At 36.8% G+C, this 15,221-nt stretch carries 11 protein-coding genes; 6 read left to right on the forward strand and 5 right to left on the reverse strand.

Translation table 11 applies throughout. The annotated features are described in order from the left end of the window. The first annotated feature begins 507 nt into the window (after positions 1 to 507). From I3254_RS04130 to I3254_RS04145, 4 genes are all read left to right on the forward strand, one after another. Positions 508 to 981, forward strand: a complete 474-nt coding sequence (locus tag I3254_RS04130) for a DUF805 domain-containing protein (RefSeq protein ID WP_238051423.1) — start codon at positions 508 to 510, stop codon at positions 979 to 981. A 50-nt stretch (positions 982 to 1,031) separates the two neighbouring features. Continuing rightward, positions 1,032 to 1,782, forward strand: a protein-coding gene (locus I3254_RS04135) for an IS5 family transposase (RefSeq protein WP_238051425.1) whose coding sequence is annotated in 2 segments (ribosomal slippage) — positions 1,032 to 1,252 and positions 1,251 to 1,782 — 753 coding nt in all. Because the reading frame shifts where the segments join, the coding sequence is not laid out codon by codon here. After that, positions 1,779 to 2,069 (forward strand): DUF805 domain-containing protein, encoded by a 291-nt coding sequence (locus I3254_RS14275; RefSeq protein ID WP_269117499.1) that lies wholly within the window; start codon positions 1,779 to 1,781, stop codon positions 2,067 to 2,069. Before I3254_RS04135 ends, I3254_RS14275 begins: the two co-directional genes overlap by 4 nt. Positions 2,070 to 2,108: 39 nt before the next feature. Next, positions 2,109 to 2,780 carry a hypothetical protein gene (locus I3254_RS04145; protein ID WP_238051428.1) on the forward strand — a complete coding sequence of 224 codons (672 nt, stop codon included), beginning with the start codon at positions 2,109 to 2,111 and terminating at the stop codon, positions 2,778 to 2,780. 51 nt (positions 2,781 to 2,831) lie between these two features. Here I3254_RS04145 and I3254_RS04150 read toward each other — a convergent pair whose 3' ends face one another. From I3254_RS04150 to I3254_RS04165, 4 genes are read right to left on the reverse strand one after another with little or no spacing between them, the layout of a single operon-like run. Further along, entirely contained in the window at positions 2,832 to 4,544 is a 1,713-nt protein-coding gene (locus I3254_RS04150; RefSeq protein WP_238051431.1) for an ATP-binding protein, read from the reverse strand. Positions 4,545 to 4,548: 4 nt separating this feature from the next. Continuing rightward, the gene (locus I3254_RS04155) at positions 4,549 to 7,071 is read right to left on the reverse strand and encodes an Hsp70 family protein (protein WP_238051433.1); all 2,523 of its coding nucleotides are present in this window, start codon (positions 7,069 to 7,071) and stop codon (positions 4,549 to 4,551) included. A 39-nt stretch (positions 7,072 to 7,110) separates the two neighbouring features. Next, positions 7,111 to 8,142, reverse strand: coding sequence for a hypothetical protein (locus I3254_RS04160; protein ID WP_238051436.1), 1,032 nt, complete (start codon positions 8,140 to 8,142; stop codon positions 7,111 to 7,113). Positions 8,143 to 8,162: 20 nt separating this feature from the next. Beyond that, on the reverse strand, positions 8,163 to 9,779 hold the full coding sequence (locus I3254_RS04165; protein WP_238051437.1) for a hypothetical protein: 1,617 nt from the start codon (positions 9,777 to 9,779) through the stop codon (positions 8,163 to 8,165). Between the two features lie 745 nt (positions 9,780 to 10,524). On the opposite strand from I3254_RS04165, the gene I3254_RS04170 reads away from it, so the two are divergent. Continuing rightward, positions 10,525 to 12,543: an SH3 domain-containing protein gene (locus tag I3254_RS04170; protein ID WP_238051439.1), complete on the forward strand. Its 2,019-nt coding sequence runs from the start codon at positions 10,525 to 10,527 to the stop codon at positions 12,541 to 12,543. Positions 12,544 to 12,917: 374 nt separating this feature from the next. Continuing rightward, positions 12,918 to 13,286: a surface-adhesin E family protein gene (locus I3254_RS04175; protein WP_238051453.1), complete on the forward strand. Its 369-nt coding sequence runs from the start codon at positions 12,918 to 12,920 to the stop codon at positions 13,284 to 13,286. 612 nt (positions 13,287 to 13,898) lie between these two features. Here the strand turns inward: I3254_RS04175 and I3254_RS04180 are convergent. Next, entirely contained in the window at positions 13,899 to 15,053 is a 1,155-nt protein-coding gene (locus I3254_RS04180; protein WP_238051455.1) for an MFS transporter, read from the reverse strand. Positions 15,054 to 15,221: the final 168 nt, after the last annotated feature.

A 15,221-nucleotide genomic window follows, 5' to 3' on the forward strand; every position in this document is an offset into this window, starting at 1 on the left:
CTCAGGAGTATAATGTCGTGTTTTCATTGTCGTATTCTCTCAGAATATTAGGTCTCCGACAATCCCGGGGCGGTTCATGTACTGAGCCTTATCATTTCTTTGTTCGGCAGATTTTTGATACCACTCTACAGCTTTGGTATAGTCTTGAGAGACTCCTATTCCCTTTTCATCATTAGGTAATAGACTTTTCGATATTATAGTTTTTGAAATATCATTGGTATCTGTATATACCATAGATTAGTTTTACTTTCACAAGTCGTAAAAACTCTACGCGCTATTATTTACATGATTTAAAGGGCTAACTTATGAAATTGCCATTTTTTAGGTGATGTTGTTAATCTTAGGGTTTGACAATATCATCAAATATATTGGGCTAGATTACAATGAAGGGCAACTAGCGAAGCACTGCTTGGCTACAGTCTCACAAGTAAACCTCTATGATAGTTACAGTATAAATCAACTCTCTGCCACTTTTAATAGAGGTCAAACATATAAAGGTATAAATAAATGCAAGGTAAGATAATTAGCTATGACCATAAAAATAATTCAGGATGTTTAGAAGCAAGTAATGGTGAAAAATATATATTTAGTGGTTATAGCTGGTCTGAACAAAATCTGCCAGTGCCTAAAGATGAAGTAGAGTTCACTTTTTCTAGAACAGGAAGCATAGACGAGATATTCTACAGAAATAAAACGATATATAACCAAGAGTTGACTAATCCTGCTGCTACTCCAGAATCATTAAGACTTCATACTAATAACTCAACTAGCCCGATTGATATAGAACGCCTAAGATCAGCGGAATATGAAAAATATCAGGTCGAAAATAAATATGGCTTTATCAGATGGATGTTAAAAGCACTCAAAAACTTTGCCGACTTTAGTGGCCGTGCAAGAAGAAAAGAGTATTGGTATTTTTATTTAGCTACCATTATTTTAATTCAAATATCTAGGGCGTGTCTTCAATTGGTTAAGCCATAAATAATAGTTACAATACCGCATCTATTGAGACGCTGCGAGAAGTACAAGTCATGGCAAGAACAGCACTAACAGATACGCTTTGGGATCAACTTCAATCAACGATGACACAGCATGGCTGCTATCAAACTCAAAACAGTCGAGAGGTCATGGAAGCCATACTGTGGAAGCTACGCACAGGTGCGCCTTGGCGTGACATACCTAAAGAATTGTGTTCTTGGAAAACAGCTTATAGTCGCTTTAATCGCTGGTCGAAAACTGGCTTATGGGCGAATTTTTTTTAGCTTACGAAAAGAAACTGATACGGAATGGGTATTCACAGACGGAAGCTATGTTCGCTGTCACCAGCATGCAAGTGGAGCTCGGCGTGGTGAAGATCGAGCAATTGGGCGAAGCCGTGGCGGCGCAACTACAAAGATACACCTATCCTGTGATGCCGATGGATATCCGCTCCATTTTAAAATCACTGGGGGTGACGTCCACGACAGTCAAGTTGCAGGTGAATTGATTGACATGATTAGGCATGCAGATTACTTCATCGCTGATAAAGGCTATGACTCACAAGCGATCAGGGATAAAGCTCAAAGTCACGATATGATACCCATCATCCCCAAAAGAAAAAACGCCAAACAGCCTAATCCAGAGTTTGATAGCTATTTATACAAACTGCGTCATTTAGTAGAGAATATGTTTGCAAGGCTTAAACACTTTCGTAGTATCGCCACTCGCTATGAAAAGTTAGCTCGTAATTTTAAGTCAATGCTTTATCTGGCGTGTACTATCGTTCATTGTAAGATGAATTGAAGACACGCCCTAGAATAATCATATATATAATAAATTTAGAATATATAAGCTATGAAAGCGCATTACCTCTTCTTAGTTTTATAGCTATTATCAATTTAATGCTACTTATCCCAATTTGTGCTGTTGGAACAAGACGTTTGCATGATATTGGAAGATCAGGGTGGTGGCAATTACTATGGTTTATCCCAGTTATAGGTTGGATATTTATACTATTCTTTCTCTGTAAAAATACTTCTCCACAAAACAACAAATGGGGTCCACCAGCTAAGGTGACTAGGCTTTTATAAGAAATGCAAAGTAAAATAAAATTCTTCGAGAATTAAAATATGTTTTCAAAAACCAAGTTTTACATCCTATTGTTGCAGATGCTAATACTATTAGCGTCATCATTATCCAATGCTTCTGATATTAATTTTCAAAAATACTCTATTCCTAATCTCGGAGAAATTTCAATTCCGTTAAATATGGAGCTTCAAGGAGGAAGATATAAAGAACTTAATAACGAGGTTTTGGAAATAATTAATGCTAGAGCAGACTTAGGATTATCACCAGATGGCCGCTATGTGTTTCAGCAGAAAGGCTTGCATAGCTTCGATAAAAATGGATTTAATACTTATGCTAGAATAATTATTCATACAACATTAGGTAATTACTCTGAATACGCATCTTTGAAAGATCCTTATGCTCTTACAGCCTTTGAACGTAACCAACTAAGCCAACAACTACGTACCCAAACAACTCAATCTTTAGCTAAAATTAATATCAAAATAATACGCTGGTACGGTATTAACCCTGTGAAAATAAACGACCAAAACGCTTTAGAAGTAAGTTACTTACGGCAATTAGGTAATAACCCTTATGTTGCTGTTAGAGCGTATTATTTTGAGAATAATGATAGGGAACACCTTGTCACCGTATCTTATAGATTGAGTGATGAAAAATTATGGAAGCCTTTGTTTATTAAGTCTCTAAAGAGCTTAAAAATAATTAGTAGATAGTTCGTAACCAACATTCTCATAGCTTGGATTAATGTCTTAAAACAGAAAAAATTAGAACCTTTGGAACTCAGTAAAAGAGTCATACTTTTCGAGCTGATCATAATTAACAGATGATTTTGTTTTGCGAAGCACTTCCATTAGATGCTCATGACCAATTTTACTATTCTCTTTCAGGGCAAGTTTAGCCGCTTCATTAACCATATAATTAATATCGCTGGAAGTATAATGCGCCATTAACATGGCTATAGAGTCAATATCCAAACCACTATCTATAGGTCGTCCTTCCAAGAGAATATTCAGCAACTCTTTACGAGTATCAAAGTCAGGCAGAGGTATATAAACCGCCTTATCAACTCTACCAGTTCTTAGAATCGCTTTGTCTATTGCATCAGGCCTATTTGTAGCCATAATGGTAAGAATGCCTTTCTCACTACATTCTGTGAGCTGAGCGAGAAATTCATTAACTTCTGAAGAATAGTGTTGACCCATATGTGCACTATCACGACTTGGCATTACTGCATCAACCTCATCAATAAATATCACCGAAGGTGCCTTAAGGCTAGCTTCTAAAAACAGCTTGCCGATCTTTTCTTGAGTACCATGAACATAAACACTAGCCAAGTCAGAAGGCTTGATTTCAAAGAATGTATAACCTAATTCAGCAGCAAGCTGCTTTGCTATAAAAGTTTTGCCACAGCCAGGGGGACCATAAAACAATAAGCCGTTAAGTGGCTCAATCCCATATTCCTTATAAGCCTGCTTATTTTTTAAAGGTTCAATAATATCAGTGATTAATAGCGACTTGAGGTCCATCATCCCTGCTACTTTGCTTAAACCGACATGATCATTTTTATACTGAGAGCCCTCTAATACCTTAAACTTGATGTTTCTTGTCTCACTATTAGGTAGCTGAATATCGTCATAATAAGGAAACTCATAGTACTGCTTTATAAATAAATCTAACTTCTTGCTAAACTCGTTTACCCCTATATTATTTAGAGTTTGAAAGACAATACTTTTTAAATCGTCCGGTATGTGCTGAGAATAAAAAGTTGATTGACTTAGAGGGTTTGAATCTCGGTAAGAAAAAATTTGATACTGTACTGCTTTGACAGCTGCTTTCCATTCAATATCATACTGCCAAGGTAAAAAACCAAACAGACACCTATACAGCAAAGTTGCTAGTGAATAGTTCGTATTATGTTTCGCCTCTCTACTTTGATAAGCCAATGAATAGCGAGGTATAGATGACTCTGTATGTTTTATATAGCGGGTCAAATCTAAAGGGAATATAAATACACTCCCCTTTTCATCTAAGTAGTTTATAAAGATATCATTTGGAGTTAAAACTTGAGTAGAAGGCATGCCAGCATTTGACAATACATCAAAGCTTGCTCTTATAATTTTGCACGCATCATATACAGCTATACTAATGTCTCTATCTAATCGCTGTTTTAAAGATTCCCCATGAACGAAATCATGTATAAAGTAATACTGCGACTGCCCTTCCACCCGTAAAATTTGCAACTCAGAGCAGCTCAGAATACTTTTGTGACCATTTTTATCTAGCAAGCCTAGCGCTTCTTTTAGAGCTTCTACTTCCAAAATAGATGTGCACTCAGACTTAATGAGCTTAAGATACTTAAGCTCATTTTTATTGGTTTTAACTCTATATGTTTCAGCTATATCATCTTCATATAGAAAAAAGTCGACGTAATAATGACCATCAATCAAATCACCACGAATAAACGCTAAATTAGTCATCTCATTACTTACGCAGCAGACTAGTATCAACGTTATTCATTTCAGCTCTACTTTCAGGCCTCATTAATCCAATAATGATTATCACAGCATCTTTCAACTGTTCGTGAGAAGGGTTTGTCTGCAATAAACGTTTTGCATGCTGAACTCCTCTAAACGCAGCATCACGATCCGTCCACTGAATATCATCAAATCCATAATCCATATATTCTAGGATGCCAACCCAAAAACCAGTATCTTGCTGCCTTAGACTAAACGCCATACTATTGATTTCTTCGGTAAGTTTTGCAGCGCTTTGCACATCTTTTTTAGATATAATCTGGCGAGCTTGGGTTTCAAACTCAGTCAATAAACTACTAGTTCTCGCATTCCCTTTTTCATTATTGATATCACGCAAATCTTCAATAGCGTCTTCAAGGTCAATCTCTGCTTTAGGCCAAGCTCCTTGTTCTTGATATTCGTCTAATTCAATTAATGTTTTAGTAAGACTTGTTTTAACTTTCTCTTTGGTATCACGATCATCACTGCGCTCATCAAGTAATCGCTCAGCTTCATCAAGCTCTTCTACTCTCTTATCCGCGTCTTTATTACCTGAATGTGATAGTTCCTGTGCTACTGTACGTGCCTCATTGATCTCACGCTTCAATTGGATGGTAGAAATATCTGTTTTAATTTCTGAAGCTACTTGCTTTTCATAAGTTTCATCCAATGAGGGAAAGTACAATTCAAATTTCGCACGACGCGAGGAATCAATACTTAATGTAACCTCGACATCGCTACCTGACGGTAAAAATCCGGGCAAGTCTTCGCCCGAAATACTAATTTCACCAAAACGCTTATTAAAGATCGCTTTCGAACCTTCTTTACCAAAATTAATCTCATAAGTTGGAATGGTTATGACATCGCCTTTCATTCCTGGGCGAACATCCTGCATCGTTTTATACGTGCCTTTGCCTTTCGCTGGCAGTGTTTTATTTTTCTCTAGTCCCGCCAGCGGCCAAACACCTTGTTTAGCTACCAAGGTATCGTAAACCTCAATACCAATACTATAAGGTAGAGTCGCATTGGCTATTTTCAGACCTTGAATAATAGTAATGGTGCTTGGCTGACAAGGAATTATCGTACCATCACTACTCGATAGCTTTAGCTCAAAGTGATTGGTTTTCCCCGTATTTAACTGCAATTCGATAATTTCAACATCATTATCTATAGCTAAACTACCTGAAGACCAAGCACCATCGGTACGTAGCACTTCTAAATTGAATGTCTCCGGCAAAGAGGATTCTGATGCGTCTCTATCAATCTTAATACCTAAGTGTTCAGCAGTTTCAACTGTGGTCTCAGGATACTTTAAGATAAGCTGAGCTTTCGTAATATCACGCTTTTGCAGCTCTCTAGGAATGTCTTTGGTGGAAGCAAATAAGGTAGCACCCCTTGCAACTGCAGTCATAGGATCTATACTGGTATCAATCTTATCTGTGACTTGTTCCACTAACATACGGCGTAGCGTCTGCTGGAACGTTGGACCGCCCACTAAGATAAGCGAACTTAGGTCGCTGGATTCTAAATTATTACGTTTAATTAAGTCTTGGGTGATATCAATGGCTTGTTGGAATATAGGGGTGACTACTTTTTCGTATTGATCTAAAGTGATGGTAATATCAAAGTCAATCTCCTCACCCTCATCATCATCACCTAAGTTTTCAATATACTCACTCCATTGATCACTTGATGATAGTTTTATTTTTGCCTGAGCCGCATATCCTTTTAATGCCTCTTGCAACAGGTCTTTCGTAGCCGAACCTGAAATAGTGTCTTCAAGATCATACTGGTTTTGGATTTCTGGTATTAATAATTGATCCACTATAGCTGTATCCAAATCTTTACCACCAAGATGGTTATTGCCTGCGGAATCAACCACTTTCATGATGCCATCTTCCGTATGCATTAATGCTGCGTCAAAAGTACCGCCACCAAAGTCAAATACCAGCCAATAACCTGATTGACTAGCTGGCTTGATGCCATAAGCAATTGAGGCGGCAATGGGCTCTTGTAATAGCTCACAATAGCTAAATCCCGCCAGCTCAGCAGCCCGCTGCGTAGCATCTAACTGACTTTGCTCAAACATAGCAGGTACTGTAATCACAGCAGAAGTGACACTTTCATCTCTGACATAGCCTTTTAGCTTTTTAAGCACCTCAGCAGAGAGCGCCTCTGCAGTATAACTTCTATCCATAAATGTAGATTCATAGTTATAGTTTGTGCCCATATTGCGCTTAAATTCTTGATAACCATTAGGTTTAGCAGCTTTACGCTGCTGAAAGTTTCGTATTGCCTCTTGCTCTATTGAGTTTTTTGCTTTATTTCCAACATACATCATTTTCTTTTTATTAAAAGAAATACAAGAAGGTGTTGTATCATTCTGCTCTTCACCAACTGATTTAATGATTACAGAGTCACCATCTTGCATGACTGCAATGGCAGAGTTGGTTGTGCCTAAATCAATACCAAAATCTACTTTTTGACGCATATCTACATTCCTATATTTTATTATTCATTAAGTTTTGTTCTAACCAACACTAACTTCAACATCAGCTTGTTGAATCAACTTATCATTGAAATTAACCTGAGGATAAACCACTCTAGTGATTATACTTTCATCTTCATCAAGCTCATCACTCGGTATAAATCGGGCTTTAACGGTCATCCCTTCAGTATAATTCATGCCCATATAATCAATAATCTCATAACCATTACCCTCAAGCTCTTCCTCTAACCTCTCAAGAGACTTGCTCAGAGACTTTAGACCTTTGGTATTCTCTGGTAGCGCAGTTATCCGTCTGCGCATACGATGAATCTCATCTGCAAGCTTAATAGCCAGACCATGATCGATATTATCTTCACTATCTGAAACTAGATGTGTGCTTGCCGTTAGGGCAGCAGTTTCAGCCAAATGAGCATGTTCTAATTTTACCTGAGCCAAAACCTCATGAAGTTGTGTAATTAATTGGGCATCAGATTGGACGATATTTTCTTCCGCTTGTTTTACACCTTCAAGCGCAGACTGTACCTTATTGACTAAGCCTACATTTTCTTGATTATGCTGCTTTCTCAAATACCAATAAACCCCACCCAAGATTCCAAGTAGACCTAGTAACCCTAACAAGCCTAGCAATGAGTGGTTTGTGAATTTATTATCTAAGTTAGAGGTTTTTTCTGCTGTATCTGCGCTTAACGTATCAACATCTTTTTTTAAGTTTTGCTCAGATGCTTTTGTGGTGTTCTCTAATGTAGTTATAGATTGATTGGTATCATCAAGCTTAGTATTAACGTCTTCTAATGCTGTTTTAAGCTCAGAGAGTTGTTCAAACCTCTCTTTACTTTCTGCTTTATAGTCAGCACCTTGTTTCTCGAGAGCGCTTAGTAGCTTTTCATTGCTAGACTGGATATCACTAATTTTTTGCTGCTGTAGAACTACGGTCTTTTGTATAGCAGCAATGTCTTTACTGGTATCATTTTGTTGATCAGCACCAAATGATGAGGTGGAGCTTACAGCAAAAAAGCTACTACATATTAAAGCGGATAAAATGGTCTTTTTCATTACAGCTGCCTTTAATTATTTTACTTTGCATTATTTTCAATAAAGCTTTTGATAATTGTCATTACTGCATATAAGACGATAAGTGGCCAAAATCCTGTAAATAGCGCTGCTATGACATATCCAACTCTAAGATAGGTGGAGTTTATACCAGTCATATTACTTATCGTATAAAGAGCACCGCCAATTATGGGTTTATCCTGAGTAGCAACCACTGGAAGGTACTTTTTACCACCTGCTTTTTTTACTGCCTGCTGTAAATCTGATCTCTCACTACTTATATGGGCATACGCCTTCCTGATGGATTCTTCTGTTTCATCATCTATATCAATGTATAAGAACTCTCTTTGTATTTTAGATACCAAATCATAGCACTCATCAATAGTCGCATTTAACTTATCCAGATCTGGCTGCTCTTTAAATTCCTCAAAAGTATCTTTATAGACTTCTAAAATCTTACCAATTAGTTTAAAAGCACATGCTCCTGCTAAACTTCTGAATAGCTCTTCTTCTTTAGCACTTTGTACGGTAATAACATTTAGCTCAGCGACCATCTTGTTCAGCAACCATTCAGCATCAACAATTGAATGAATCTCTGTTTCTAGATAGGCAAATATATTTATAAAAATCTTACTGACAGATTCTTCCTCTATTATCTCCTCTAACTTATTTTTATTATCTGCAATATTGCTTTTCACTTCACCGTAAGCTGGTAACTCATGAGCCCAATCAATTATATCTTTAGCAAACCCAGACTCTTCCAGCGCATTGTTAGCAAAAACTGAGCATCTCTTAGCCGTATCAGCGTAGTCATTGACTACCCTTTCAACTTTATAATTATTACAATAAAGGTCTAATTCGCGAACTAAAGACTCCTTATCTTTTAATTTATCAACCAAACCATATACAGCCCAGCTTTCTTCTTCAGTTAAGCCGTGCTCAACTTCATCAATCACATCCTGAATTTCAGTTATATAAGGATTAATAATTTTGGATTCAGCATAATCCTTCATATCTTCAGCATAACCTGAGAACGCACTTAATAACTCAAGAACACTACCCTCCATACTTGAAGCATACCCAACAAGACTGTCGATCATCGTTTTACTGATGGAGCTATTATCTACAATATTCTTATTAGACTGTAAGGCATTAGTTTTAATCTTATCTAGTTCTTTGATAATTGAGCCATAACGCTCAACAACTCCATAGAGCTTTCCATAAACAAAACCTGACGACTTAAGCTCGAATAACGATATGACATTAGCGTTTATAAGCCACGAGAACTTAGGGTTTGAACTAGATAGAATCTGTGAGTCCCATAACTCATATGCTTTACGATAATTATTATTTTCTATAGCTTCAAAAGCAATCTCGTCAACCGTATCGTATTGGTAGAACCAAAATAGTGCATTAAACACTCTGTCGTTATCACTTTCGAGGTTTCGAGCGGCATCCTTTATAGACTCCAATGTTCTTATAGGTAGGTTATTGCTAGCACTCATATCAAGCGGATAATCTTTAACCTTACCGAAATCAACAAAAGTCTCTAAATCGCTTGTTCTTTTAGCTAGTTCTTTACTAGTGATAGGGCTTACTAAGCCTAAAACCCTATAAGGATTATTAAAAACTTTATCCACTTTTGTCAGCCTTGAAAAATTATATTGTTTTCAAAATATTAACCCTATGTTATCATTTGTATCATTTTAAATGAATAGCTATACTGAAATTTAAACAGTACTTTAACTACAGAAAAAACCTGTAAGCAGAAAATTTTTAGGCTAGAGAAGATAAGTAGCGTTATCCATCACAGAGAAAACTAAAACTCACAAGATATATCAAAGGAAAGCTCAGTCATATAACCTAGAATTGATAGCAATCTTCAAAGAAAATAACCCTTCAAGAAACCAACTTAAACTTGCTAAAAAATAATGAGATACCTTAAAGAATGCCACGCCACACCTTACTAAAATAGTCACATGCATAGGCATTTATTGTCGGCAAAAAAAATTAATTTAGCATTGGTAGAGTATGCAAAGTCTGTAGTACTAAGCCATTCAGTCACTATGATTGCACTAAGTACCAAACCAGTCATCAACAGGTATACCGTAACCTAATTATTGTGAGCTACTTTTTATAGTCACTCATAATAAAGAAAGATATGGCGTTGATTATTTGCACGCTAATTTAAGCGAGTAATTCCAAGAAATTAGTAAATATGGCGTATTAATTCTAGTAAATAAATAGTCGTTTATTTACCAATAGCTGCGCTATCAACCCCTTTATTACTTCACATAAATATAACGGTAATGAACTTTAAGGTTTACCCATATATATTTAAAGCACTCTAACTTTAATAGAACCTAAATAATTAAGAATTAATTTATGACATCATTTTATATTAAAGATCAGAATGGATTACATGCCAGCTTTCAAACGACTACTCTCATAAGCAAAAGCTCTAACGGTGAGCTATATAACATCAAGCCATCATCTACCTCTGAGCTTAAGGGCTTAGTTTTCAAAAAGTTTTCAAAAGCCTATCAAAGCATGAATGTGCAACCGAAAATTGAATACATGGTCAATCACCAACCGCAGACTGATGTTAGCAACGATTCAAAGATATGCTGGCCATCACATTGTGTCTATGATGAAAACAATGTTTTTGCGGGTTACTTAATGCCATTAGCATTAAATGGCAGTCTATCTCTAGATGAGATTTTTAACAGCACAAAGCAATATAGTAATAAGTGGCAAGCTTTTGCAGAGAATACACTAGCTAGCTACGAGTTAAGGTTGAAGACATGCATAAATATCTGCCAAACAATACGTTCTATTAATGAGACAAACTGGTATATTTTTACAGACCTTTTTCCTACCAATATCATGGTAACTAATGATGGTCGAATTTCATTGATCGAATGTGACTTAATTCTAGAAAATAATAATGAAACTCATAAGATCACTAACTTTGATTCAAGAGATATCTCAGGGTATACACCTCCTGAGGCGCTAGGGATGAATATAAGTACTAATATATATAATGAGTCACAAGAAAGATTTCCTTTATCAGTTATTATTTATGAAATAATATTCAGAGCTCATCCTTACTCGGCAACTTTTACTCCCCCTTATAACCACTTAGTTACTCTTGATGAGAAAGTTGAAAACAATCTTTTTGTTCATGGTGGAGGTAGTAGCCATATTAGCTTGATGCCACCTGAACATAAGGGCTTCGATAATATTAATCATAAATTAAAATCTTTATTCCATCTAGCGTTCGATATAAAGTCTAAAGACAGAAGACCTACTCCACAATTGTGGGGAAACACCCTTACTTTACTTGTTAGTGAGAAAAATCATGGGCTTCAGCCTACTTCCAACTTAAAGACCATTACATCTCAACCAAATATACAACATCAAAATAGAGAGAGTGATACCAATCACACTCCTGTATATATGAATACGAATAATATACCTAATGATCTTAATACGGATGTAAAAGCCAGCTGGTGGGGTCAAGGGCAATCTCAATTAGCAATTATTATTTTTCTTTTGCTTATAGGAGTCATCATAGTACTAGCAGCCACTGACTTCGGTTCAAATACAGAAAATGCCGCAGAAGACCTTTACAATGCACAACAAGAAGTATCGGATGCAGGGACCTATGAGCCTACAGCAGCATACAATGAAGTTGAAGAAGTAAACCCTCCTAAACTAACAGACCAATTTTTATATGTGATGTCGGATGAGGCGAACCTAAGACAGAGACCAAGCTTAAACTCTCCTATTGTCATGAAGCTCGAATATAATACTAAATTAACTCAAACTGACTCACCATTAATTGAAGATGGAAGTATTACTTGGATTAATGTAGCTAGCAATGGAGGAACTATGGGTTGGATGTCAAGCCTGACACTTTCTAAATACCCACGAGATATTCTTTACTCAAGATGTGGCGTGAGAAATAATGAAGTTGAATATATAGTTGCTTCTGCTGGTGTAAATGTTCGGAATAGTGCAAACACAAATGACAATAGTGTTATTGGTTTGATACAAAAAGGTGAGATAGTTTGTCCATATATGTATCTTGGAACTTATGATGAATCCATAGGCAGATGGATGGGCTTTCAATTGACTAGTGGAGAAGTAGCCTGGGTTGCAGAATCATTATTAGAACCCTACTACGAGCCTGAGCCCTACTATGAACCTGAGCCCTACTATGAACCTGAGCCTGAGCCGGAACCTGTAAATGAGCCGGAACCTGTAAATGAGCCGGAACCTGTAAATGAGCCGGAACCTGCTAAGATAAGACGGCCTGAGCTTTCAGATAATCATGTACCGAATGCATCGTCGTCTGATTCTAATACAAGTGATTATGATAAGTATAACTCATGGTTCTAATACTTCCCGATACATACTGCCAATAGCGTAGAAACTAACTTAAAAGATTTTAGTTACACAGACTGTATTTGATTAAGCTATTAGTAATTATTTGCCATTGTCAGAAGCAATGGCGATGGCGGCTTTACGCCGATACAGAAACTAAATCACGCAACTTAATTCTATTGGATAAGTTTCTTATAGTTGGGATGATTACCGTTCGTTGCCTGTAGTGAGTACTAAGATCAGTATTTAAATTGCTGATCTTAGTAGGTATTGTATTTTATGGTCGATCTCAGTGTATTTATGGGCGTACCTTAAGTGGGTAATTTGAGGCTATTTGCAGCGGTAATTCTATACTTGCAACTAACTTTAACTATTTTTGTGAGGTTTTTTTGAAAAAATTGGCTGTAATACTATTTTTTGGTTTTTTGTTTACTTATGCCAATGCATCAAATTGGGTTCAAGTTCATTCAAACCCTGAGCAGAAAAGGTACGTTTACGTTGATATAGAATCAATATCAGTACAAGGTGAGTACAAACAAGTGCTTTCCAAAAGAATAGCCATCGAAGATAAAATTTATTTTATAGTTTTTAATTCTTACGATTGTAAAAGCAATCCAATGAGAGTTAAAACCACATATTTTACTAGTTACAATCTAGATGGAAGTGTTAGATATTCTGGAACAAAAAGCAATTTCTTTGAGCCTCTTTCGTCTGGAACAGCAAGCAAATTAGAAGCAGATTTTGTTTGTAATTTCTGATTTTTCGGTCACTATAGAGGTCGAAATGTCATTTACAATACTTGCGACTATTGCTATGTTCTTTGATTCACACTGATGAGAAGGCAGAGTGATTAATTAACTATCAATACGCACGTAAGATCCAGTTATTAATTACTGATCCTGACTGGATGGATGATGAATTGGCCAAAAACTTTGGAGACCATCGATAACTTACTGGTATCATTTATGTTGCTAAACTGACTGATGCGCCAAACAAATTAGTGCACTATAAACACTTGAACTGTGCCGAAGAAACCGTAGACATTAACTTAGGAGATCATAATTTTAAAGAATTTTTATGAAGGGTTGTTTTTGAAATTAATATCGATAGCGAAGAATTATTCAATGCTAAAGTAAACCAAATATTAATCTAAACTATAACTTATTGGGTGGTAAACACCTCAATATTATGGTGTCCGAAATATCATTAACCTCTCCATTACCATGGATTTATTTTACTCTGATGACTCGAAAAGACCCTAAATGCTATTGTTTATATAGTGTAGAAGACTTAGGTATGAAATTTGCTTTTCTTAGGTGACGTTATTAATATCGGGGTTTGACAGCAAAGCTCATTAAACAGCAGATACACTAAGCTGTATAAGATTTAGTTTTAACCATTCCAAAACTCGCCACAGAAAGTGCTAAGACCTGTATAAACAACAGCAACCAAACGGTTAATTGCCATTGCCCCTTTTCATACGCTAAGCCACATAGCCACGCACCTATCGTCCCGCCCGCATAATAGAACATATAGTATAATCCAGAAGCTAATGAACGTCCTTTTTTTACATTAATAGCGATGTAACTGATGGTTGCTGCTTGAGTAATAAAGACCCCTGACGACATAATCGTTAGCCCAATAATAATACCCCAAAGTGGTATAAATAAAGTTATCAACACCCCTATCATCGACGTAATTACTGCTACGCGCACCGTACGCGCCGAGCCAAAACGGCGTAATAGTGTAGTCGACAAAGGAGTGATAATCACACCAATTAAATATACGGCAAATATATTTGCTAGCTGTCCTGTGGTTAGTTCATATGGACTTTTTGCCAGATGTAGATTAATAAAAGTAAAGCAGCCGACTAAGGAGAACAGCACACATGCGCCAAGTAAACAGGCGGTAACCACATAGCGATTAACTAAATGCTCGCCAAGGGTTTTTATTGCCGATCGGAAATTTGGGTTAGGCTCAAAAGAACGTGATGTTGGCAGTGCCTTACTTACCCAAATCGCTCCTATCAATGTCATCGCTGCCATCACATAATACCCATGCCGCCAGCCAATAAATTCGTGCAAATGTCCAAGCAAAAAGCGTCCCATAAAGCCACCAAATACCGTGCCTGAGACATAAAATGACATCAAATCTGTCACTGCTCGTCCCTCAAACTCTTCACCAATATAAGCGATAGTCACTACCGTAATGCCTGGTACAGACAGTCCCTGCATAAAGCGCCATAACCACATCCACTCAATACTAGGACTTTGGGCAATCATTGATGTCGGTAACGCTAAGAATAATATCGATCCTACAATAATACGCTTACGACCAATAGCATCTGAAAGCATGCCCAAAAATGGCGACATGATCGCAATCGCCATCACTGTCGCTCCTACTGTCATTCCCGCTTGTACTTCGGTCGCCGATAAATCCATCATTAGTACTGGCAATACTGCCTGCACAGAATATACTTGCAAAAATGCAAACATACCGATCAAGCCAATGGTGGATTTTAACATCCATGAAGGTGCATTAAGTTTTGGAGAGGATCGCTGCGCTCTATATCTAGTCATATTTATACAATTACTCACAAGAGATTTGACTATGTTATACGCGATGATAGGCGTGGATAATTGAGATAAAACTTAAAGCAGGTTATGCTCAATACAAATATATCGAGTTAATAA

This window comes from Psychrobacter sp. Ps2, from assembly GCF_022129405.1.
GTDB lineage: Bacteria > Pseudomonadota > Gammaproteobacteria > Pseudomonadales > Moraxellaceae > Psychrobacter.

Coding starts and splice junctions, on each gene's coding strand:
- I3254_RS04145 (WP_238051428.1), top strand. CDS start 2,109: ATGTTTTCAAAAACCAAGTTTTACATCCTATTGTTGCAGATGCTAATA.
- I3254_RS04160 (WP_238051436.1), bottom strand. CDS start 8,142: ATGAAAAAGACCATTTTATCCGCTTTAATATGTAGTAGCTTTTTTGCT.
- I3254_RS04130 (WP_238051423.1), top strand. CDS start 508: ATGCAAGGTAAGATAATTAGCTATGACCATAAAAATAATTCAGGATGT.
- I3254_RS04180 (WP_238051455.1), bottom strand. CDS start 15,053: ATGTTAAAATCCACCATTGGCTTGATCGGTATGTTTGCATTTTTGCAA.
- I3254_RS04155 (WP_238051433.1), bottom strand. CDS start 7,071: ATGCGTCAAAAAGTAGATTTTGGTATTGATTTAGGCACAACCAACTCT.
- I3254_RS04150 (WP_238051431.1), bottom strand. CDS start 4,544: ATGACTAATTTAGCGTTTATTCGTGGTGATTTGATTGATGGTCATTAT.
- I3254_RS04170 (WP_238051439.1), top strand. CDS start 10,525: ATGACATCATTTTATATTAAAGATCAGAATGGATTACATGCCAGCTTT.